The sequence below is a fragment of the Olsenella intestinalis genome (assembly GCF_023276655.1).
GTDB classification, from domain to species: Bacteria; Actinomycetota; Coriobacteriia; order Coriobacteriales; family Atopobiaceae; genus Olsenella_J; species Olsenella_J intestinalis.
In genome coordinates, this window is record NZ_JALGRK010000002.1 from 735750 (window position 1) to 757335 (window position 21586).

The following is a 21586-nucleotide window of genomic DNA, read 5'->3' on the forward strand; positions in this document are numbered from 1 at the left end:
CAATTCGCCGTGGCCGTGCCTAGCGCGCGTCGTAGCCCTCGCACGCGGCGACGGCGCACCTCCAGGCACTCTGGTACGAGACCCCCGCCTCGCCGGCGAGCCGCTCGACCGAGTCGTGCTCCGGGTAGGCGCGCCTCTCGCCGCCAGGCAGCGTGACGACCTTGGCCACCAGCTTGCCGAGCGGCGTCTCAAGCTCGACCATCTCGCGCTCGAGGCACGTGCGCCACAGCGGGCTGCGCCTCACGCCGATGGTCGTGGTCTCCTCGAAGAGCACCCGCTCGAGGTCGGCGACCTTATCCGCCCCGCACAGCACCTCGATCTGGTAGCCGGGACGGTTCTTCTTCATGAACGTGGGCAGGAAGTGCGCCTCGGCCGCGCCCGCGTCGTAGAGCCGCCCGAGCACGCGCCCCAGCGCCTCGCCCGTGCAGTCGTCCACCTCGGTCTCGAGCTTCCAGAGGTGCGGCTCGCCAAGCGCCCCCGCGCCTTCGCCAGCCGAGAAGAGCGTGGCGCCCTCCCCCGCGGCAGCGCCGGGGGCCACGCCGAGGCCGACCTCCGAGCCCAGGTCCTCCACGACCATCGCCCTCACGAAGGAGCGCGGCTCGTAGGCTCGCTTGCCGGCGCCGAGGCCCGTGCGCAGCATGCGATACGCCCGCGGCAGCGAATCGGCCGTGCGCGCCGCCGCCACGATGGCCGCGCCCGTCGGCGTGACGAACTCGCCGGCGCGGTGCAGCGGCGCGAGCGCGAGCCCGTGCGCCTCGGCGATGTTGGCCACGGCCGGCACCGGCACGGGCAAAAGGCCGTGGGCGCAGCGCACGGTCCCCTCGCCCTCGCCGAGCGGCGAGACCACCACGTCGTCGACGCCCAGGTCGCACAGGCACCACGCCGCCGCGACGATGTCGGCGATCGAGTCGAGGGCGCCCACCTCGTGGAAGTGCACCTCGTCGCGCGCGATGCCGTGGGCCTTCGCCTCGGCGTCCGCGACGATGCCGAAGACCCGCTTCGCCAGCCCGCTCACGTCCTCGCCAAGGCCCGCCGCGTCGATCACCTTGCAGACGTCGGCCAGGTTGCGGTGCCCGTGGCCATGCCCGCGGTCATGCCCGTGGTCATGCTCGTGGTCATGCTCGTGCCCGTGACCATGCCCCTCGCCATGCCCATAGAGGTAGTCCATGTCGTGGTCGTGGGTCTCGACGCCGTCGAGCACCACGTCGAAGTCGCACGCGTCGAGCGACGACACCGTCGTGCGGCTCACGCGCACGTCAATGCCCTCGACCGGCAGCCCCGCAAGCGCACGCACGAGGCCGCGCTCGTCGGCGCCCGCATCGAGCATCGCTGCGACCAGCATGTCGCCCGACGCCCCCAGCGAGCAGTCCAGGTAGAGAACCCTCCGCATGGCCTACCTCCCGCCGCCGGCCAGGCCCCGGCCGGCATGGTCGATCAGGGCGGCCTGATAGCCGGCCCCGAACCCGTTGTCGATATTCACGACCGAAACGCCGCTCGCGCACGAGTTCAGCATCGAGAGCAGCGCTGACACGCCGCCGAACGACGCGCCGTAGCCCACGCTCGTGGGGCACGCGATCACCGGGCACGGCGCGAGGCCGCCCACCACGCTGGCAAGCGCCCCCTCCATTCCCGCGACGGCGACCACGGCCGACGCGCGCTGGATCGTGTCGGCATGTGCAAGCAGCCGATGGATCCCCGCCACGCCCACGTCGAACAGGCGCTCCACGCGGCTGCCCAGCATCTCGGCCGTCAGCGCCGCCTCCTGCGCGCAGTACAGGTCGCTCGTCCCTGCCGCGCACACGACCACGTACGCGTTGCCGTCCGGCTCGGGCACGTCGCCAAACGTGACGAGGCGCGCGTCCTCGTCGTAGCTCATGCCGCCGAGAAGAGCCTCCCCCTCGGCCGCGGCCGCGGCGTCCCCCTCGACGTCTGGCGTGAGCAGCAAGCGCAGGCGCTCGCACTTCTCAGCGTCGACGCGCGTCACCAGGATGCGCGGCTGCCCCGCAGCCGCGAGCGCGCGCACGATGCCTGCGATCTGTTCGGCGCTCTTGCCGGCTCCGTAGACGACCTCCGAGACGCCCTGGCGCACGCCCCGGTCGAGGTCGGGGCGGGCGTAGCCCAGGTCCACCTCCGGCGCGCCCACGGCCGCGAGCGGCTCGCACGCGATGCGCGCAGTGGCCTGCGCCACCCCCACCTCGCCTCTCTCGACGGCCCTGAGCAAACCTTCCAAGTCGCTTCGATTCACGATTCCCCCAAGCCACAATCATTGGGCTCCATTTTCATATCCCCGGGAAGAGCATTCAGTCTACCGCTTCAGCCTAAACGTCCTGTCTCGAGTCGACCCTTCAGCCTCGACAATCTTGTCCAACACCATCTCAGAGAGGAGCTTGCTCGCCCACGAAGGCCCGATTCCTGCGGCTCGAGCCAGCTCTCCTCGATGGGCGACTTCATGCTCGTCGAGATACTTGACCATCAAGACCTTACGATCCTCAGTGGACAGATGTTCGTCCATTCGATTCGTCGTCTCGATTTGTCCAGTAGACGAATCAGTGGACGAATTGACGAGCGGAAGCCTAAGGATGGTTCGATCCGGTCCGTACTCCAAGGCGTAGCTGGGCTCATCATACTGTGCCCATTTCCACCCATTGAATATTTTGTCCATGCCGCTTCCCGCACGCTCGCCTATGCCTACCAATGAGAACATCCTCATAATGGCTTCGTTGCGTGGATCGGACTTTCCAGGCTTTCTCGCCTCCTCGAGGGGCATTCGGAAATCCCCGGGGTTTTCGATCGTAATGGCCTCGTTTTTCCACTCGCAAACAATGCCTCGACGTTCAAACCAGTTGGCATTAGTAAGGGCATTCACTATTGCCTCTCGCAGCGCCTCATGTGCGGGCGTATCATCGACCCTGTCGACGCCATCGAGGCGAAACGGAACCCTAAGCGCAGCCTTAAGCTTGTTGTACACGCGCGCATAAAAGTCAAACAGATTACCCGACCAATCCCCGGGCGAGCTGGTAAAGCGATCATCCCAGCGGGTAACCCCGCTCGTCTCCTGGCGATAGTCCAAAAAATAGTGTGGGAACTCACGCGTTATCCAACGGTCCTCGCCAAACATCAGCAGGCCAGCGCGGGTAGGCTTCAAAGACCCACTCTCGTCCCTATCAAGGGCGCCAATGTTGCAAAGGAAATTCTCGTCATCAAGATCGCTCCAGACGTGATTCTCGTTGCGCTCGCTGAAGCGACGACGATAGCGACCAAGCGTTTCCCGATTGAGATAGCTGATATCGGAAGAGTTCACCAGAGTCGCGTCTTGGCTTGACGTGTCCGAGTCGCGCAGCATAGAGAGAACTTCCTCGCGATCGCACCGATGGTCTCCTGTATGCGTTCTACGGAACGTCCCTCCGAAGAGATCGTCATCAATATAGACAGGCCGAACGTAGCGATTCGCCCATGGCACGCGAATGACGACCAAGCTCTTCCCGTCAATGACCTCAATCGTCACATCTCCGTCACTGAGAATGCGTGCACTGAGCTTGTCCTTGGAAAGGGCTGCATTCCAAAAGTCGTCCAGCACCTTGTCGGCACGCTTGATTCCAACGGTCGAGAGAGAGCCGTCCGCAAGCTCTTCGACACCAAGGACGATCGTGCCACCTGACGTGTTTGCAAACGCGGAGACCGTTTCCCAGACGCTTCGCGGCAGTGCACCATTGCCGTCTCGTCCCTGGGCCGCCTTCACCTCCAGGCGATTGTTTTCCCTAAGGTATGTCAAGTCGCTAAGCTTCACGCCAATTCGCCTCCAGAGCTCTCTGAGATCCCAATTCTATCAACCAGCCAGTTCGCAAAACCTCTGCCGTCGCTGGCAGGGGACACGTCATCTTGCCGACGGCATATGCGACGAAGAGGGCTACACTATGAGCAAATCGTCGGCGACCGCAGGGAGGCGCCATGCCAGAGCAAGGCATCTACGACAAGCTCGAGTCCCTCAGGTCCTACCTCCGCTCGCTCGGAAGCGTCGCGGTGGCGCTCTCGGGCGGCGTCGACTCCACGCTGCTCGCCAAGGTCGCCCGCGACACCCTCGGCGACGACATGCTCGCGATCACGGCGCGCATGCACGGCGTCTCGGTCTCCGACTACGTGGGCGCGCACGAGTTCTGCGTCGCGCAGAACATCCGCCACGAGACGATCTCCTTCGACGAGCTCGAGGTGCCGGGCTTCGCCGACAACGGTCCCGACCGCTGCTACCTGTGCAAGCGCGCGCTCTTCTCGGAGATACAGATGGTGGTGGCCTCGCGGGGCATCCAGTACCTGGCCGAGGGCTCCAACATGGACGACCTCACCGACTACCGCCCGGGCCTGCGGGCGCTCACCGAGCTGGGCGTCAAGAGCCCGCTGCGCCACGCGCGCCTGACCAAGGCCGAGATCCGCCGCCTCGCGCACGAGATGTCGCTTCCCACCTGGGACAAGCCGTCGGCGGCGTGCCTGTCGTCGCGCGTCGCGTACGGCGAGAAGATCGTGGACTCCAAGCTGCGGCGCATCCGCTCTGCCGAGGAGTACCTGCACGGGCTGGGCTTCGGCCAGCTGCGCGTGAGGTGCCACGGCCGCGAGGGCGAGATCGCCCGCATCGAGCTCGAGCCGGACGAGATCGGCCGACTGCTCGACGCCGAGTGCCGCGACAAGGTCGCGCGGCGCCTGCGCGAGTTCGGGTTCACGTACGTGACCTGCGACCTCATCGGCTTTCGCTCAGGCTCGATGAACGAGATGCTGCGCGACTAGTTGTTGACGCCCTGGTGCGAGATGCGCGTGTCGCGGTCGATGGCCTTCAGCTCGTAGCCCTGGGCCTTCCAGTACTCGATGATCCGCGGCAGCGCGTCGACCGTGGACTGCTTGGTCGCGGAGTCGTGCAGCAGCATGATCACGTTCTGCATGCCGACCGCGGGGCTGTCCTCGGTCGCGATGGCGGCCGTCTCGTCTGCGTCGTGCACCGACCCGTCGCCGCAGGAGGCGTCCCAGTCGTAGTACTGGTAGCCGCGCGCCTGCACGTCGGAGGTGAGCTGGCTCATGATGCCGGCCGAGTAGTTGGCCGAGATCGTGTTGGACGCGCCGCCCGGGAACCGGATGAAGCACGGCACGTAGCCGATCTGCTCCTTCACGACCTGCCCGATGGCGTCGAGGTCCGAGAAGTACGCGCCGACCGACGAGTAGACGCTCGCGTAGTCGTGGCTGTAGGTGTGCAGGCCGATGGTGTGGCCCTTGTCGTGCGCGACCTTGATCATGTCCGCGTGCGACTGGTCGATGCCCGTGACGAAGAACGTGGCCTTGGCGCCGTAGCGGTCCAGGATGTCGAGGACCGCCTGCGTCTTGTCGGACGGGCCATCGTCAAAGGTGAGGTAGAGCGTCTTGGTGTCGCTCGGCTGGGTGTTGCTGGGAGGGTCGCCCGCGCGCACGGCGAAGTCGGTCGAGCGGTTCGACTCGGTCTGCTTCTGCGCGGTGAGCTTCTTGCCCGCGTCGGACACCTTCGCGGCGAGCACGGTGGCGGACTTGGCCATGCCCTCGGGCGCGGTCTGGGCGAGGCGGGCGTGGGGCCCGGGCAGGAGCTGGGCGACGCCGGCCGGTATCGCGCCCATGGTGGACGTGAACGAGAAGAGCACGTTCTCGGGCGTAAGCGGCATCTGGTCGAGCACGACGGTCTTGCCCCCGAAGATCAGGGTGAGCGCCACGAGGAAGATGAACAGGCCGCCGAAGAAGCTGGCGACGGGGTTGTGCCTGCGGTCCTTGGGGGACATGGCCGAGCGGGGCGCCTGGCTGCGCAGGCTGGCGGCACGACGTGCCGTCTCGCGCGGGGCGCTCGCGTTGGCGTAGGCGCTGCGTGCGGCCTCGCGGCGCTGGGCCGCGGCCTGGCTCGCGGCGGCGCGCTCGGCGGCGCTGCGCTGGGAGGCGGCGCGCTGCTCGGGCGTGGGCTCGGCGGAGTGGCGGGCGCCACGCTGCTGCGGGGTGCCCTGCTGGGCGTGCTGCTGGGCGTGCCGCTGGGTGCGCTCGGAGGAGGGGGCGTGCTGGGCCGGACCTGCGTGACGGTGCGCGGCGTGCGAGCCCTGCTGGGGAGCGGACCCGTGGCGCGCATGGCTCGCGCGCGGCGAGTCGGCTCGCGGCGTGGGACGGCGGGTGCCGTGGCGTGGCGTGTGACGCGATCCGCTGTTTTCCTCTGTAGACATGTACCCCTCCATACGTTTCAACCACCACAGTCTACAACGAGAGGGCCGCCTTGTGCGAGGTCACGCGCGTGCTAGACCAGGAAGAGCTCCAGGACGAACACGAGGGCGCAGCATCCGACGGCCACCTGGAACATGCTCGCGCCGAACCACGCCGCAAGGACGCCCGCCACGAGGGCGGCCGCGCCCGCGACCGGCGAGTTCGTGGCGTGCACGATAGCCGGGAACGTCATGACCGAGATGGTCACGTAGGGCACGTAGTAGAGGAACGACTGCAGAAAGCGGCTCTCGATGCGACGCCTGATGAGGGTCAGCGGGAGGATGCGGATCAGGAAGGTCACGCCGGCCATGACGGCGATGTAGGCGTAGGGACTAGCGCTCATCGGAGCCTCCCCTCTCGGGGTCCGTGGCCTCCAGGACGTCGTCGCCGAGCGAGGCCAGGCTCTTCTCGTCCTGCCCGAGCTCCTGGGCGCCGCCGTCGGCGACCGGGAAGACGAGCGCGGCGACGGCCGAGATGGCGACCGTCAGGATGATGATGCGCGTGCCGGAGTCGAGCGAGGAGACATAGGGCGCGAGCTCGAAGGCGAGGCTCGCGGCGAAGGAGGCCGCGACGACCGCGAGCAGGCGACGGCTCTTGCGCGAGGGCGGGACCACGATTGCGAGGAACATGCCGAAGAGGGCGACCGAGAGGGCGCTCACGACACGCGGGGGCATGACGTTGCCGAGGGCGATGCCGAGCGCCGTGCCGAAGGCCCAGCCGGGCATGGCCGTGGCCATGGCGCCGTAGGAGTAGTAGGGGTCGATGTAGCCGGGGCGCGCGATGGCGATGCCGAAGAGCTCGTCGGTCAGGGCGAAGCCGACGAGCAGGCGGTGCACGAGGCGGGTGCCTCCGGCGAAGCGCTGCGAGAAGGCGCAGCTCATGAGGAAGTAGCGCGCGTTGGCGACGAGCGTCACGATCCCCATCTGGACGAGCGTGCCGCCTGCCGCCATGAGGGTGAAGGCGGCGTACTCGCCGGCGCTCGCGTTGTTGAGGATGCTCGCGACAAAGCCCTGGAAGGGCGTGAGTCCGACGCCGCGGGCGGCGATGCCGAGCGAGAAGGAGACGGCGAGGTAGCCGAGGCCTATGGGCACGCCGTCGCGCGCGCCCTCGCGAAGCGCCTGGCCATGTCGGTGGATGATGCCTCTGAGCACGCCCTCTCCCCTCCTCTCGCGTCGCGCGGGTCGTCCGCTACTTGTTGTCGATCTTCTTCACGTTCTTGATCATGATCGAGACGTAGCCCTCGGCGTCGGTGGTGAACTCGATGTAGTTGGGGTCCGCCGCGAAGGACGAGGGGAAGGTGATCTCGATGCCGGTGTCGGTCTTGATCTTGTGGTTCTTGGCGAGGCGGTTAGCGACGCCGCGCTTGACGGGCACCTCCTCGGGAAGCTCGACCTCGCGGGCGGCCTCCTCGAAGCGCTCGCGCAGCTGCGGCCTGTCCTCGAAGACCTGGCGGCCGACCTCGTCGGGGGCGAAGGACTCCTCGCGGTCGGCGCTCGAGGCGACGACGGCCTTCGCCTGGGCGACCGCCTCGGTGACGTTGGCCCCGTACTCGGCCGCGACGTCGGCCACGATCTTCTCGACCGTCTCGACGACCTCCTTGCTGGAGGCCTGGACCGAGCACTGCAGGAGCCCCTCGGGGATGATGCGCCGCTCCTGCGCCTGGACCATGCGGACCTTGTCGTGGAAGTCGATCGAGAGGTCGGCGAGGTCGATCACGACGTAGCTGTCGACCTTCTGCGTGGGGTTGGGCAGCGTGGAGTCGTGGCGCAGGATCCAGTTGGCGGGCGAGCCGGAGGGGTCCGAGCCGATCTCGTGCACGAAGGTCTGGCGGCGCGGCAGCAGGACCGCGGCGAAGAACTCCTGCGAGAGGTCCTCGAAACCGTCCTCGTCGGTCGCGGCCTCGACCATGGCCTCGGCGATGGCGCCGCCTCCCGCCTGCTCGGCGCGGACCTTCATGTCCTTGGTGTCGGTGAAGTCGCAGACCAGAAGGTCGCACTCCTCGAGGTCGTCGCAGCGGCGCAGCTCCTCCCACAGGTACTGGGCGACCTGGTTGGAGATCTCGACGAAGTCGATCTCGCCGGCCTTGTAGCCGCGCAGCGCGTCGGCAAAGCCCGAGTCCTCGGAGAAGGAGCCGTGCTGGCTGTCGACGCTCTGGCTCACCTTGCGCATGTGACGCTGCACGTAGGACTTGGTCGGGCGGTCCGACACGTCGAGCTCGCGCTCGGAGAAATAGCAGCTGCCGCTCTCGAAGTCGAAGGCGTGGAGGATCGCATGGCTGATTCGCATCATGGGAGATCACCGTCTATGGGGATGCCGCGTTCGCGGCGGGGTTGGTAGGGCGGAAAACAGGATAGCGCACCTGCAGGACAGAGCCGCAAATGCAGAAAAATTGCGTGAGGGGCGAGGGTCCGCGCGGCCGCGGGCGCCCTCGCCGCGCGGGTCGCATAGTATTAGTGGTTGCACATCACACCCGCGCCATGGGCGCGCCACGGCTTGGAGACTTACATGACCGAGAAGAGCACACCGACCATCCTCACGCGCAGGGCCTTCGTCTCGGGGGTCGCCGCTGCCGCGATCGGCGTCGCCCTCTCCGGCTGCTCGCCCCAGGCCGGCGCGCAGGGCGGCAAGACGGTCGAGGTGTGCCTCCCCTACAACGCCGGCACCGGCTACGCCTGGACCTGCGAGACCAACAACACGGTGCTCGAGCTCCAGCAGGTCAGCACCGTCGAGCTCGGCCAGCCCAACCAGGCGGGCGGCCCCCTCGAGGACCACTTCGTGCTCGCGGGCAAGAAGGCCGGCAAGGACAAGGCGACCTTCCGCCTCTCGCGCGGCTGGGAGACCAGCGACAGCGACAAGACCGTGACCTACGAGTTCGAGGTCGGAAGCGACCTGAGCATCAAGCTCACCGGCGAAAGCGGCGAGCACTTCGACAACAGCGTCAGGTTCCACTAGGGCGCGGGCGCCTACTTCTCCGCTGCCTCCATCGGGACTCGGAAGGTGATCGTGCGAATCGTCCCCAGGTCGTCGAATTGCACCTGGTAGGCGCGCTTCTCCTCGTCGACGGAGAGGACCGAACCCAACCCGAACACGCGGTGCCTCACGCGGGCGCCGGCCTCGAAGCGCGGTGCGGCGAGCTCTGCCTCGGCGCGCGCCATCTTGCGGTCCTTGAGCGCGATGTAGTCGCGCGCCTCCGCCACGAGCGACTGCGGCAGCGGCTCGTCAAAGGAGATGAGCGAGGGCTCCACGTCCAGCACGAAGCGCGACGGGTAGCGCGGGATCCCCTCGAGCGTCGCACCCTCGGCGTCCACGAGGTAGAGCCCCTTGCAGGCGCGGGTCATGGCGACGAAGCAGAGCCTCCTCTCCTCCTCCATCGACTCCCGCGTGCGCACCTTGCGCGACGGGAACACGCCCTCGTTGAGCGAGGCCATGATGACGTGGGGGAACTCGAGGCCCTTGGCGGCATGGACGGTCATGAGCTTGACCTTGTCGCGCCCGAGGCCCTGGTCGATGCCCGAGAAGAGCGCGACGTGCGTCAGGTAGCGCTCGAGCGTGGCCTCCTCGCCGCAGCTCGTCTCGTACTCGTAGATTGACTGCCTGAGCTCGGCGAGGTTGTCGAGTCGCTCCTGGCTGCCCTCGGTGCGGAGCGCGAGCTCGTAGCCGCTCTTGTCGAGCAGCGACGCCAGCAGCTCGCTGACCGGGCGACTCGCCACGCCAGGCAGGTGCGCCTCGATGAGCCGCACGAAGTCGCGGGCGCCGGTGCCCTTGAAGAGCGGGTCGTCGAGGCTGCGGCGCAGGGCCTCGAACAGCGAGATGTGCTGGCCGTCGGCGAAGTTGCGCAGGAAGCGCATGCGCTGCTCGCCGATGTTTCGCTTGGGACGGTTCGCGACGCGCATGAACGAGAGGTCGTCCTGGTAGCAGACCATGCGCAGATAGCTCAGGGCGTCCTTCACCTCGGCGCGGTCGAAGAACTGCACGCCCGAGTAGATGGTGTAGGGGATCTCGCGCTTGATGAGGACCTCCTCGATCGAGCGCGTCACGTAGTGGGCGCGGTAGAGGATCGCGATGTCGCGATAGTCGACGGGGTTGCGACCCTCCTCGAGGCTGCCGGCATGCAGGTCCTCGATCGTGTCCGCGATCCACCTCGCCTCGTCGGCGGAGCTCTTGGCATGGTGGCCGCGCACGGGGCCTCCGTCGGGAAGCGTGGCCACGAGGTCCTTCTCGAGGCGCATGCTGTTCTTCTCGATCAGCGAGTTCGCCACGGAGAGGACCTGCGGCGTGGAGCGGTAGTTTTCGCGCAGGTAGATGGTCGTGCAGGGCGAGAAGCGCTTGTCGAAGTCAAGAAGGAAGCGCACGTTGGCGCCGCGCCAGGTGTAGATGGTCTGGTCGGGGTCGCCGACGACGAAGAGGTTGTGGTGCAGGCCCTGGAGGACCTCCATGAGCTCGTACTGGGGAGGGTCGATGTCCTGGAACTCGTCGATCATGATGTACTCGAGGCGGCCCTGCCACTTGAGGCGGATGTCCTCGCGCGTCGCGAACACGTGCAACGTGAGGAAGATGAGGTCGTTGTAGTCGAGGCCGAAGCACTTCTTCTCCTGGTAGAGGTAGCCGTAGAAGAGGATGTCCTCGACCGCGGTCGCCTCGTCGTACTTGGCCTTGAGCTTCTCGAGCGAGAGGTCGACGAGGAGCTTGTAGTAGTCGCGCTCGCTCACGCACTTGCGCATCTCGAACATGTCGCGCGCGCGGGCGTAGGTCATGTCGCGCAGCGTGATGCCGCGCTCCTCGTAGATGATGGCGAGCATCTGGTCGATGTCGGAGTTGTCGAGCACGAGGAAGCTCTTGGGGTAGCCAAGGGCGCTGGAGTCCTCCTGCAGGACGCTGACGCAGAAGCCGTGGAAGGTGTTGACGTAGGCAGCGTCGTCGTCGCCGGTGAGGTGGTGGATGCGCTGTCGCATCTCGTTGGCGGCCTTGTTGGTGAAGGTCACGCAGAGGATGTTGCCGGGCATGATGCCGAGCTCGTTGACGAGGTAGGCGAAGCGGCGGCTGAGCGCGCGGGTCTTGCCGGAGCCCGCGCCCGCGATCACGCGCACGTAGCCCTCGGTGGTGGTGACCGCCTCGCGCTGGGAGTCGTTGAGGTGCAGCAGAGCCTCGCGCGGCTCGTCAGGAAGGCCGCCCAAGTCGAGGCCCTCGCTCTTCTCCCCCATCGCACCCTCCTTCCGGCGACGCGTCGCGAGGGGGCCGGGCATGAACGCGACAGGCGCCCCTCGCATGATTAGAACACGTGTTCTATTGTGCGCCTAGGGCTGGCCCGGGTCAAGCGTTGGTCGGTGGGGCTACAGCCTGCAGCCGTAGAGGTAGATCGCGCCGTCGTCGCTCTTGCGCGAGGGGCCGTCCTTCTTCTGGATCAGGCTCAGGCCGCGGGACTCCACGAAGGAGAAGTCCTTGACGTCGGAGATCATGGTGAAGAAGCCGCGGGCGCCGGCCTGGCGGAAGGAGTCGACGGCGGTGTCGTAGAGGGCCTGGCCGATGCCGTGGCCCTGGTCGGCGGGGTTCACGACGAGCATGTTGAGCTCGGCGTCGGCGTTGGAGTAGCCGCGCGAGATGAAGACGTCGGCGGTGGTGTACATGCGCAGGCGCCTGAAGAGCATCTCCTCGACGCGCGGGCCGCCGAGCTTGGCGCGCTTGCGGGCGGCCATCATGAGCGAGTCGAACACGGCGTCCTGGTCGTGGTCCTGCACGATGGCACCGTCCTTCGCGAATCCGCCGAGGCACGCGCCGATGACGCTGGTGCCGCGGACGGCGACGTAGGAGAAGCTCGAGCGCCTGAGGGAGCCGGCGGTCATGACGCGGCCGAAGGTGATGCGGTCGTAGTAGCCCTCGACGTCGGGCACCCAGATGCGGCCGCAGATCTTGGCGACGTCGTCGAAGTCGGTGTCGCGGTAGGGCCTGATGGTGACGTTGGGGTCGAGCATGCGCTCGGCTCCCTCGTGCTCTTCAGTTCCCTGTGCCATGGCTCACTCCCTCGACTCGTCATCCAGCAATCCCAAACAGACGGCCCATTAGCATACTTGGTTTTTGGGGCGGGCGCGCTCGAGACTGGGTCGGATTCACCTCACCGCCACCGGCGACGCCGCAAACGGAATGCGCATACGCTGCTATCATCATGCGCGACGATCGTGACGGACGCGGACGGAGGGAGACCAGTCATGCAGAGGCGCGTGGCACTGATTGCGATCATCGTGGAGGAGCCGGACTCGGTGGCGGAGCTCAACTCGATCCTCCACGAGTACGCGGCGTACGTGATCGGACGCATGGGCATCCCCTACCGCGAGCGCGACATCAGCATCATAAGCGTCGCCGTCGACGCGCCGCAGGACACGATCTCGACGATGGCCGGCCGTATCGGCGCGCTCGCGGGCGTGAGCTGCAAGACCGCCTTCTCGAGCGTGACGTCCGAGTGACGACGCGCACCCGCCGACAAAAGGCGCCGCGCAGGCGATGCAACAGGCGCGAGGGCGCTCTTCTCCCATAACCTTTTATTGATTCGATCGTCGATTCAGCCATCCGGGAGCGTGGGCCACGTTGCAGTATTTCGACCTCTACGGCAAGTCAGAGCGCGAGTTCGACGCTGCAAGGCCGGGCATTCATGCGGCCAACCTCAGGCACAGCAGGAGCATCGCGCGCTGCCTCTTCGCGTTCATGCTGCTGTGCTCGGTGCTCTCCCTCGTCGGCGTGCTCGACCGCTCGTACGTCGTCACCTACGCGACGATTCTCGTGCCCACGGCCATCGTGCTCGCCGTACAGCGCTTCGCGCCCGACTTCGCACGGCGCCACCCAGTCCTCATCAGCCAAAGCGTCAACGTGCTGCTGATGAGCTTCGGCGTTCTCGCCTCGGTCGCAGACCACACCATGGTCGCGACCGCGATGCCGGCTCTTCTCGTCGTAGTCGCCGTCACCTCCGTCGACCGCTTCTATCGCACGACGCTGATCATGGCGCTGTTCGCGGGCACGCTCGCCTTTCTCTCGGTGAGATTCAAGCCGGCCAACCTTGCCGGCGGCGACATCACCAACATGGTGCTCTTCTGGCTCGTGGCCAGCGCCGTCCACTACGCGAACGCGCGCCACGCCATAGACTACGAGCTCACGAGGCTCAACTATGAGAAGGTGCAGCGCACGCTCACCGTCGAGTCGACGTTCGACAACCTCACGGGGCTGCTGAACCGCTCGCGCTTCTTCGACACGCTCAACAGGATCTGCCGCTCCAGCAGCTCGCAGGGCGTGATTGGCATCGTGGACATCGACGACTTCAAGGACGTTAACGACACCTACGGGCACCAGGAGGGCGACCGCGCGATCCACGAGGTGGCGCGGGCCATCATGAGCTCCCTCAACGTATGCGTCGACGACGGCGCGACCTACTGCGACCGGCTGGTCGACAACGGGGAGAACTTTGCCGGCAGGCTCGGCGGCGACGAGTTCGTGTTCGTCGTGAGGCACTGCATGGCCGACACCGAGCTGCGCTACGTGATGGAGCGGCTTCGCATCTCCGTGGGCAACATCGAGATCAAGGGCAACCACCCGCTTACGGTCTCGGCGGGCATCGTGGAGTTCGAGCATGACCGCTCGACGGCCGACCGCCTCTACCACTACGCCGACGAGATGCTCTACATGGCGAAGCAGCAGGGCAAGAACCAGTACTGCATCCGGACGCTCGACGGGAAGATCATGCGGAGCCCGACACGCTAGGCGGCGACGCAGCGTGCGCAAAACCGCAGGGTTCGGCACAAGAAAGCGGGCGGCCCGTCGGCCGCCCGCCTGGAGGTAACTCGTTATCTGCCCTTTGGACTCTCCCCCTTAACTCGGACTATCCTCTCGTGAGGTAAGGTCCAGGCCTACAACTACGTACCGCACAGCGCCTCATCGGTTGGCGCTCAGTCCATTTTGTGTCAGGTGCCGGTTCTTCCATCTGCCTTCTCAGAGGCTTTAGCGGGATCACCGCGTGATTGGCCTTTGCTCCTATGGCCTGCAAGCTAAGACGGGACACGCAACGCCTGACACCATGGACCCCTGTATTACGTCTTCTGGTTCTCCAAAGGCACCACCTCCGCGGTCGTGCGTCGAAGTTCCGATCCTTCTCACAACCTCATGATACCCAAAACCGCCCAAATGACCACCAATAACTAGACATTTAAGTGAGTGGTCGGTATTTACGCACGAACGGTCGTAGATTCGCGCAATCATCCCCAAATACAGAAATATCGTGACGAGTTTATGCAGCTCCTCTATGTCGGAGGATGCTAGGATAGCGCGCACACGAACTCATCAAATACATGCAATAGCTGTGCATACGCGAAATCACGCGCTGACGTGCCTGGTCGGCGTCGTACTATCGACAAGTTGTTTTTCGGGTACGGAGAGGATTGGCGCATGAAGATCGGCTTTGACAACGACAAGTACATCGAGATGCAGGCCTCGCACATTCGCGAGCGCATCGACCAGTTCGGGGGCAAGCTCTACCTCGAGTTCGGTGGAAAGCTCTTCGATGACTACCATGCCAGCCGCGTGCTCCCCGGCTTCGCGCCCGACTCCAAGGCCCGCATGCTCCACCAGCTCGCCGACGACGCCGAGGTCCTGTTCGCCCTCAACGCCAACGACATCGAGCAGGGCAAGAGGCGCTCGGACATCGGCATCACCTACGGCGAGGACGTCCTTCGCCTCATGGACGTCTTCCGCGGCATGGGCCTCGCCATCGGCGGCGTCGTGATCACGCGCTACGCCGGCCAGCCCAAGGCGGTCGCCTACGAGAACCGCCTCGAGCAGATGGGCATCAACGTCTACCACCACTACTCGATCGCCGGCTACCCCGCCAACCTCGACCTCATCGTCTCCGACGAGGGCTTCGGCAAGAACGACTACGTCAAGACCGAGAAGCCGCTCGTCGTCGTGACCGCCCCCGGCCCCGGCTCGGGCAAGCTCGCAGTCTGCCTCTCCCAGCTCTACAACGAGAACAAGCACGGCGTGAAGGCCGGCTACGCCAAGTTCGAGACCTTCCCCGTCTGGAACCTGCCGCTCAAGCACCCCGTGAACGTCGCCTACGAGGCCGCCACCGCCGACCTCGACGACAACAACATCATCGACCCCTACCACCTCGAGGCCCACGGCGAGGTCACGGTCAACTACAACCGCGACGTCGAGACCTTCCCCGTCCTCAAGGCCATGATGGAGAAGATCATGGGCGAGAGCCCCTACCAGTCACCCACCGACATGGGCGTGAACATGGTGGGCAACTGCATCTCCGACGACGAGGTCTGCCAGGAGGCCGGCAAGAACGAGATCATCCGCCGCTACTTCCAGACCGCCGAGAAGATCGAGCGCACGGGCCAGGGCGACAGCGAGCTCGCCAAGATCGGCCTGCTCATGAACGAGGTCGGCGTCGACGAGAACTACAACCCCGCGCACGCGGCGGCGCTGCTCAAGGAGGAGGTCACCGGCAAGCCCGCCGGCGCCATGCGACTGCCCGACGGCCGTCTGGTCACCGGCAAGACGAGCGATCTTCTCGGCGCCGCGTCGTCGCTCCTCCTCAACGCCCTCAAGTGCGTCGCAGGCGTCGAGAAGGACGTCTACGTGGTCTCCGACGAGGCCCTCGCCCCCATCGGCCACCTCAAGACGGCGCACCTCAGGAGCACCAACCCGCGCCTGCACTCCGACGAGACCCTGATCGCCCTCTCGATCAGCTCGGCAACCAACCCCCTCGCCGAGAAGGTCATCGCCGCCACGAGCGAGCTCGCGGGCTGCGACGCGTACTTCTCGGTCATCATCTCCCGCACCGACGAGGCCGTCTACAAGCGCCTGGGCATCAACGTGTGCTGCGAGCCCAAGTTCGAGCGCGGCAGCTTCTACCACAAGTAGGGCCGACGCATGGTCGCGCGGGCGGACAGCGAGGGCTCGGCGAGGCGGATCTTCGTTGCCGTCCTGCCTGACGACGCCACGCGCGCGGAGCTCGTCCGCAGGCAGGGGCTGCTGCTCCCCCACCTCGCGAAGGCGCGCCCCACGGCACCCGACAACCTGCACCTCACCCTGGCCTTCCTCGGCATACTCGAGGAAGGCCAGGTCGTATCTACACTCGAGGCGATGCGCGAGGCGGCCGAGGCGTCCTGCGTCCCGACGCTCGAGCTCCCCCTCGCCGGGCTCGGAAGCTTCGGGCGGGACGGTCGTGCCATCCTCTGGCAGGGCCTCGCGCCCGGACCCAGCCTCGACGCCCTCTTCGACCTCCAGGCACGCCTCGAGCGTGCGCTACGCGGCCGTGGCCTCTCGCTCGAGGAGCGCCCCTATCGACCCCACATCACCCTCGCGCGCGGCGTGCGCCTGGGCGAGAAGAGCGCGCCCTCCTCCCTCGAGGGCCTCCTCGCCTCCGAGGGCGCCAGGCTCGCAGGCCCGGCCCCCGCACACGAGGGCGGGACGCCCCTCGAGGGGACGCCCCGCCTTCGCGCCGACGCGCTGTCTCTCATGTGGAGCCACCACCCCGAGGGCGGCAGGCTCACCTACACCGAGCTCGAACGCGTGGCCCTGCGCCAGTCGCGCCCCTAGCCGCGCGCCGCTCGCCCGCGCCGCTAGTCGCGGCCCTTGCAGAAGTACGCGAGCGCGATCGCGCCGGGGCCCACGTGCGTGCCGATGGCGGCGCCCACGGGATAGACGAGCAGCGACTTCACGCTCTCCTCCCACAGGCCGCGGCTGTCCTCGATGTACTTGTCCAGAAGGTCGCGCGAGAGGCCCGTGTAGCCCAGCGCCAGCGGCTGGCGGAAGTCGATGCCGCCGCTCGACTCGATGTTCTGGTTGAGCATGTTCTTGCCGTTCTTCGAGCCGCGGGCCTTGCCCAGGATCGCGACCTCGCCGTCGACGATCGCGATGACCGGCTTGATGGCCAGCATCGCGCCCGCCATGCTCGCGGCCGCCGAGATGCGACCGCCCTTGCGCAGGTACTCGAGGGTGTCGAGAAGAGCCACCACGCGCACGTCGTGCTTTCGCCCCTCCAGCTCGGCCGCGATCTCGCGGGCGGGCCTGCCCTCCTCCACGAGGCGCAGCGCGAGCTCGACCAGGATGCGCTCGCCCACCGTGACGCTCTCGGAGTCCACCACGTAGACCCCCTCGCCCGCCTCGCGCGCCGCGAGACGCGCGCTCTCGTAGGTGCCCGAGAGCTTCGACGACATCGTGAGCACCACGACCTCGTCGCCCGCCGCGCGCGCCTCGGCGATGGCCTGGCTGAACTCGTAGGGGGTGACCTGGCCGGTCACGGGCAGCTCGTCGCTCTCGACGAGCATCTCGTAGAAGCGCCGGTGCTTGAGGTCGACCCCGTCGCGGAAGGTCGTCCCGCCGAAGGTGACGCTCAGCGGCACGATCGAAAGCCCCTCGGGGCACTCCTCGGGCAGGATGTCAGAGGCGGAATCGGTGATGATGCGCGTTGCCATGGTTGCTCCTCGTTTCGCGTTGATGTGACGTGCGCCCCGCGGCCGTCGCCACGCGGCGGTCGGACCCGTCCGGCATCGCCGGAGGTGGCCCGCCTAGATCTCGCGAAGGTTGGAGAGGATCGCCTGCATCATGTCGTACATGGCGTCGCGGTCGGGACCCTCGACGCCCCTGCCCGCGCGCTCCACGATGTCCGCGAGCACCTGGTCGACCTCGCGGGTAACCGTCAGGCCCTTGTCGGTCAGCGACACGAACCTGCCCGCGCGCCCGTCGTCGGAGCCGTTGATCGCCACGTACTCGCCGGCGTCCAGGCGCGTCAGCGCCCGAGAGACCACGGCGCGGTCGACGCCCATCATGCGCGCAAGCTCGGCCGACGTGACGCCCTCCGGCCGCTTCGCGAGATAGTAGAGGCACATGCCGTCAGTCCCGTTCAGCCCGAAGCGCCGCATCTCCTCGTTCTTGAGGCGCGTGATCTCCTTGCTGAGCGACGAGATCATCCCGACGAAGCTCTCGAAGCGCTTGCTCACGATCTTCTCCAAACCAATGCGATGTCATGACAGGACGAGTCTACGCCACGCTCGTTTCAATTTGTTGACTAGTCAACAAATTCACAAGGCGCACAAAATGTTGACTAGTCAACACATCCCGCGACGAGCGCCTCGCGCCTCACGCCCGAGCCTACGCCCCCGGACCAAGCATTCCCCTGACCGCCATGGGCGCCGCGGTCATGAACCACGCCGTGTAGCGCGAGGGATGCGCCTCGAGGTCGGCGAGAAGAGCGCCCACCTCGACCCAGGCGACCTCGGAGGCCTCCTGCGGGTCGGGCGTGACGGGTCCGTCGTAGCGGCCGATGAGCACGTGGTCGTACTCGAACTCCACGAGGCCTTCCCCCAGGCGCGCGCGATAGACGAAGGAGCCGACCTCGCCCATGCGCACGCCCGTGACGCCGAGCTCCTGCTCGACGCGGCGCTGGGCGGCGAAGTCGAGCGGCTCGCCGGCGCGCGGGTGCGAGCAGCACGAGTTGGTCAGAAGGCCGCCGGAGTGGTACTTGCCGGCGGCGCGGCGCTGCACGAGCGTCTCGACGGGGCGCCCGTCGTGCCCGCCGCGATACAGGAACACCGAGAACGCCCTGTGCAGGCGTGCCTGCTCGTGGGCCGCGAGCTTGCCCATGGTGCCGACCTCGCGGTCGAGCAGGTCGACGAGGACCAGCTGGTCCTCCTGCTGGTCGGAGAGGATCTCCGCAAGCGATGCCATAGCAACCCCCTATCGAGTCGCGGACGCACGAAGCACGCCGCAAGACGCACGACGCGCGCCGCACGATGCACGGCGCCGGTGCTAGCCCAGCCCCAGCGCGAGGCCCACGAGCCGCACGAGCAGCGCCACCGCGTAGGCGACGGCGCACTGGAACACGACGATGCCCGCGGCCCAACGCCCGCCCAGCTCGCGCCTCACGGCGGCAATCGCGGCCACGCAGGGCGTGTAGAGCAGGCAGAAGACCATGAGGCAGAAGGCGGCCAGCGGCGACAGCACGGCCATGACCTCGGCCGCCGAGCCGAACAGAACCGAGAGCGTCGAGGCGACGATCTCCTTGGCCATGAAGCCGGCCACGAGCGCGGTGGCGAAGCGCCAGTCGCCAAACCCGAGCGGCGAGAAGAGCGGCGCGACGAAGGTCGAGATCGCCGCCAGGATCGAGTCCTGCTGGTCCTCGACGAGCGCCAGCGTGGGGCTGAAGCTCTGCAGGAACCAGACGACGACGGCCGCCACGAAGACCACGGTGAAGGCTCGGGTCAGGAAGTCCTTGCTCTTCTCCCACACGAGAAGGAGGACGGACTTGGCGCTCGGCATGCGGTAGTTGGGGAGCTCCATCACGAAGGGCACGGCCTCGCCCGTGTCGATGGTCTTGTGGACGATGAGCGCGGCGAGAAGGCCCACGAGGATGCCGATGACGTACATGGAGATGACCGCGAGCGCGGCGTGGCCGGGGAAGAAGATGGCCGCGAAGAAGCCGTAGATGGTGAGCTTGGTCGTGCAGCTCATGAACGGCGTGAGCGCGATCGTGAGGCGGCGGTCACGCTCGGAGGGCAGCGTGCGCGCGCTCATGACGGCAGGCACCGTGCAGCCGAATCCCATGAGCATGGGCACGATGGAGCGGCCCGAGAGGCCGAGGCGGCGCAGGGGCTTGTCCATCACGAAGGCGACGCGGGCCATGTAGCCGGTGTCCTCGAGAAGCGACAGGAAGAAGAACATGGTGACCACGATCGGCGTGATGGGCACGATCGTCGACACGGCGTTGAGGGCGCCGTCGACGATGAGCGAGTGCAGGACGGGGTTGGCGCCCGCAGCCGTAAGGCCCTCGTCGGCGAGCGTCACGAGGGAGTCGACCCCGTCGGCGACGAGCTGCTGCAGGAAGGCGCCGATGACGTTGAAGGTGAGGACGAACACGGCGCCCATGATGAGGACGAAGAGCGGCAGCGCCGTCCACTTGCCGGTGAGCAGGCGGTCGATGCGGCGGCTCGTCTCGCGCTCGCGGCTCTCGCGGGGCTTGACGACGGCCGCGGAGACGACGCGCTCGATGAACGAGAAGCGCATGTCGGCGATGGCGGCCGCGCGGTCGAGCCCGCGCTCCTGCTCCATCTGGGAGACGATGCGCTCCACGGTGTCGAGCTCGGCCTGGTCAAGGCCGAGGGCAGAGGCCGTAAGCTCGTCTCCCTCGACCAACTTTGTCGCGGCGAAGCGCACGGGGACGTTGGCGCGCTCGGCGTGGTCCTCGACGAGGTGCATGATCGCGTGGAGGCAGCGGTGGAGGGCGCCGTCGTGGTCGGTGGGGTCGCAGAAGTCCTGGCGGCCGGGGCGCTCGCGGTAGCGCGCGACGTGCAGGGCGTGCTCGACGAGCTCGGAGACGCCGGAGTTCTTGAGCGCGGAGATGGGCACGACGGGGATGCCGAGGGCGTCCTCGAGGACGTTGACGTCGATGGTGCCGCCGTTGCCCTGGACCTCGTCCATCATGTTGAGCGCGAGAACCATGGGGCAGTCGAGCTCCATGAGCTGCATGGTGAGGTAGAGGTTGCGCTCGATGTTGGTCGCGTCGACGATGTTGATGATGCCGCTCGGGCGCTCGTCGAGGATGTGGCGGCGGCTCACGAGCTCCTCGGGGCTGTAGGGCGAGAGCGAGTAGATGCCCGGGAGGTCGGTCACGTCGGTGTCGGGGTGGCCCTTGATCTGGCCGCTCTTGCGGTCCACCGTGACACCGGGGAAGTTGCCCACGTGCTGGTTGGCGCCCGTGAGCTGGTTGAAGAGCGTGGTCTTGCCGCAGTTCTGGTTGCCCGCCAGCGCGAAGGTGAGCGTCTGGCCCTCCGGGATGGGGTCGGAGTGGTCGCGCGTGCGCTCGTCGATCCCGACGGTGCCGCCCATCTCGCCGAGGCCGGGGTGGCGCACCGTCGCGGCCGCGGGCGCAGACTCGGACGCGGGGACCTCCCCCTCGGGCAGGGGCGAGACGCCGATCTTCTCGGCGTCGGCCACGCGAAGCGTGAGCTGGTAGCCGCGCAGAGTGAACTCCATGGGGTCGCCCATAGGCGCGTACTTGACGAAGGTGATGGCCGCGCCGGGGATCACGCCCATGTCGAGGAAGTGCTGGCGCAGCTCGCCGGTGCCGCCCACGGTGTCGATGCGGAGGGTCTCGCCCAGCTCGGCCTGGGCCAACGTGCGTTGAATCATCTGTCTGCTTTCGTTTGCGAAGGGCGCCACAGGCGGGGCGCCGACCTCTCGACTGTGCCCATCTTACTTCATCGGCAAGTTGTGATTGCCCCTCGAACGCCGTCTGCACAATGCCCTACCTGCAGTAAAATACGAAAGATTGTGAACGTGACGCGCGGCGCGA

At 67.0% G+C, this 21586-nt stretch carries 19 protein-coding genes; 6 read left to right on the forward strand and 13 right to left on the reverse strand.

Going from position 1 to position 21586, the window contains the following annotated elements:
* Positions 1 to 19 precede the first annotated feature (19 nt).
* The 3 genes from larC to M5D76_RS07920 all read right to left on the reverse strand — a co-directional run bounded on the left by larC (position 20) and on the right by M5D76_RS07920 (position 3787).
* Complete coding sequence (larC, locus tag M5D76_RS07910; RefSeq protein WP_248922841.1) at positions 20 to 1390, reverse strand: nickel pincer cofactor biosynthesis protein LarC; 1371 nt, start codon at positions 1388 to 1390, stop codon at positions 20 to 22.
* Positions 1391 to 1393: 3 nt separating this feature from the next.
* On the reverse strand, positions 1394 to 2188 hold the full coding sequence (larB, locus tag M5D76_RS07915) for a nickel pincer cofactor biosynthesis protein LarB (RefSeq protein WP_248922842.1): 795 nt from the start codon (positions 2186 to 2188) through the stop codon (positions 1394 to 1396).
* A gap of 117 nt (positions 2189 to 2305) precedes the next feature.
* The gene (locus tag M5D76_RS07920) at positions 2306 to 3787 is read right to left on the reverse strand and encodes an RNA/DNA-binding domain-containing protein (protein WP_248922843.1); all 1482 of its coding nucleotides are present in this window, start codon (positions 3785 to 3787) and stop codon (positions 2306 to 2308) included.
* A 161-nt stretch (positions 3788 to 3948) separates the two neighbouring features.
* On the opposite strand from M5D76_RS07920, the gene larE reads away from it, so the two are divergent.
* Complete coding sequence (larE, locus tag M5D76_RS07925) at positions 3949 to 4776, forward strand: ATP-dependent sacrificial sulfur transferase LarE (RefSeq protein WP_248922844.1); 828 nt, start codon at positions 3949 to 3951, stop codon at positions 4774 to 4776.
* Here the strand turns inward: larE and M5D76_RS07930 are convergent.
* The 4 genes from M5D76_RS07930 to M5D76_RS07945 all read right to left on the reverse strand — a co-directional run bounded on the left by M5D76_RS07930 (position 4773) and on the right by M5D76_RS07945 (position 8538).
* A complete protein-coding gene (locus M5D76_RS07930) occupies positions 4773 to 6212 on the reverse strand; it encodes a polysaccharide deacetylase family protein (RefSeq protein WP_248922845.1) in 1440 nt (479 codons plus the stop codon). The two genes, larE and M5D76_RS07930, sit on opposite strands and share 4 nt — an antisense overlap.
* A 71-nt stretch (positions 6213 to 6283) precedes the next feature.
* Complete coding sequence (locus M5D76_RS07935; protein WP_248922846.1) at positions 6284 to 6592, reverse strand: AzlD domain-containing protein; 309 nt, start codon at positions 6590 to 6592, stop codon at positions 6284 to 6286.
* Positions 6582 to 7400 (reverse strand): AzlC family ABC transporter permease, encoded by an 819-nt coding sequence (locus M5D76_RS07940; RefSeq protein WP_248922847.1) that lies wholly within the window; start codon positions 7398 to 7400, stop codon positions 6582 to 6584. The genes M5D76_RS07935 and M5D76_RS07940 overlap by 11 nt, the downstream gene beginning before the upstream one ends.
* Positions 7401 to 7437: 37 nt before the next feature.
* Positions 7438 to 8538 (reverse strand): nucleoid-associated protein, encoded by a 1101-nt coding sequence (locus tag M5D76_RS07945; RefSeq protein ID WP_248922848.1) that lies wholly within the window; start codon positions 8536 to 8538, stop codon positions 7438 to 7440.
* Positions 8539 to 8754: 216 nt separating this feature from the next.
* On the opposite strand from M5D76_RS07945, the gene M5D76_RS07950 reads away from it, so the two are divergent.
* Complete coding sequence (locus M5D76_RS07950) at positions 8755 to 9201, forward strand: protease inhibitor I42 family protein (RefSeq protein ID WP_248922849.1); 447 nt, start codon at positions 8755 to 8757, stop codon at positions 9199 to 9201.
* Positions 9202 to 9212: 11 nt separating this feature from the next.
* Here the strand turns inward: M5D76_RS07950 and M5D76_RS07955 are convergent, their stop codons facing one another.
* Both M5D76_RS07955 and M5D76_RS07960 read right to left on the reverse strand, forming a co-directional pair.
* Positions 9213 to 11450: an ATP-dependent helicase gene (locus M5D76_RS07955; protein WP_248922850.1), complete on the reverse strand. Its 2238-nt coding sequence runs from the start codon at positions 11448 to 11450 to the stop codon at positions 9213 to 9215.
* 129 nt (positions 11451 to 11579) lie between these two features.
* Positions 11580 to 12257 carry a GNAT family N-acetyltransferase gene (locus M5D76_RS07960; protein ID WP_248922851.1) on the reverse strand — a complete coding sequence of 226 codons (678 nt, stop codon included), beginning with the start codon at positions 12255 to 12257 and terminating at the stop codon, positions 11580 to 11582.
* 195 nt (positions 12258 to 12452) lie between these two features.
* Between M5D76_RS07960 and M5D76_RS07965 the strand changes: the two genes are divergently transcribed.
* The 4 genes from M5D76_RS07965 to thpR all read left to right on the forward strand — a co-directional run bounded on the left by M5D76_RS07965 (position 12453) and on the right by thpR (position 16833).
* Positions 12453 to 12707: a TM1266 family iron-only hydrogenase system putative regulator gene (locus tag M5D76_RS07965; protein WP_248922852.1), complete on the forward strand. Its 255-nt coding sequence runs from the start codon at positions 12453 to 12455 to the stop codon at positions 12705 to 12707.
* 121 nt (positions 12708 to 12828) lie between these two features.
* Positions 12829 to 13992, forward strand: a complete 1164-nt coding sequence (locus M5D76_RS07970; RefSeq protein WP_248922853.1) for a GGDEF domain-containing protein — start codon at positions 12829 to 12831, stop codon at positions 13990 to 13992.
* 681 nt (positions 13993 to 14673) lie between these two features.
* Positions 14674 to 16155, forward strand: coding sequence for a DUF1846 domain-containing protein (locus M5D76_RS07975; RefSeq protein WP_248922854.1), 1482 nt, complete (start codon positions 14674 to 14676; stop codon positions 16153 to 16155).
* Positions 16156 to 16164: 9 nt separating this feature from the next.
* The gene (gene thpR, locus M5D76_RS07980) at positions 16165 to 16833 is read left to right on the forward strand and encodes an RNA 2',3'-cyclic phosphodiesterase (RefSeq protein ID WP_248922855.1); all 669 of its coding nucleotides are present in this window, start codon (positions 16165 to 16167) and stop codon (positions 16831 to 16833) included.
* 23 nt (positions 16834 to 16856) lie between these two features.
* On the opposite strand, the gene M5D76_RS07985 is transcribed toward thpR, so the two are convergent.
* From M5D76_RS07985 to feoB, 4 genes are all read right to left on the reverse strand, one after another.
* On the reverse strand, positions 16857 to 17711 hold the full coding sequence (locus M5D76_RS07985; protein WP_248922856.1) for a DegV family protein: 855 nt from the start codon (positions 17709 to 17711) through the stop codon (positions 16857 to 16859).
* Positions 17712 to 17804: 93 nt separating this feature from the next.
* Positions 17805 to 18236: a MarR family winged helix-turn-helix transcriptional regulator gene (locus tag M5D76_RS07990; RefSeq protein WP_248922857.1), complete on the reverse strand. Its 432-nt coding sequence runs from the start codon at positions 18234 to 18236 to the stop codon at positions 17805 to 17807.
* A 151-nt stretch (positions 18237 to 18387) separates the two neighbouring features.
* Complete coding sequence (gene idi, locus M5D76_RS07995; RefSeq protein WP_248922858.1) at positions 18388 to 18963, reverse strand: isopentenyl-diphosphate Delta-isomerase; 576 nt, start codon at positions 18961 to 18963, stop codon at positions 18388 to 18390.
* Positions 18964 to 19044: 81 nt separating this feature from the next.
* Positions 19045 to 21423, reverse strand: coding sequence for a ferrous iron transport protein B (feoB, locus tag M5D76_RS08000; protein ID WP_248922859.1), 2379 nt, complete (start codon positions 21421 to 21423; stop codon positions 19045 to 19047).
* Between the last annotated feature and the right edge of the window lie 163 nt (positions 21424 to 21586).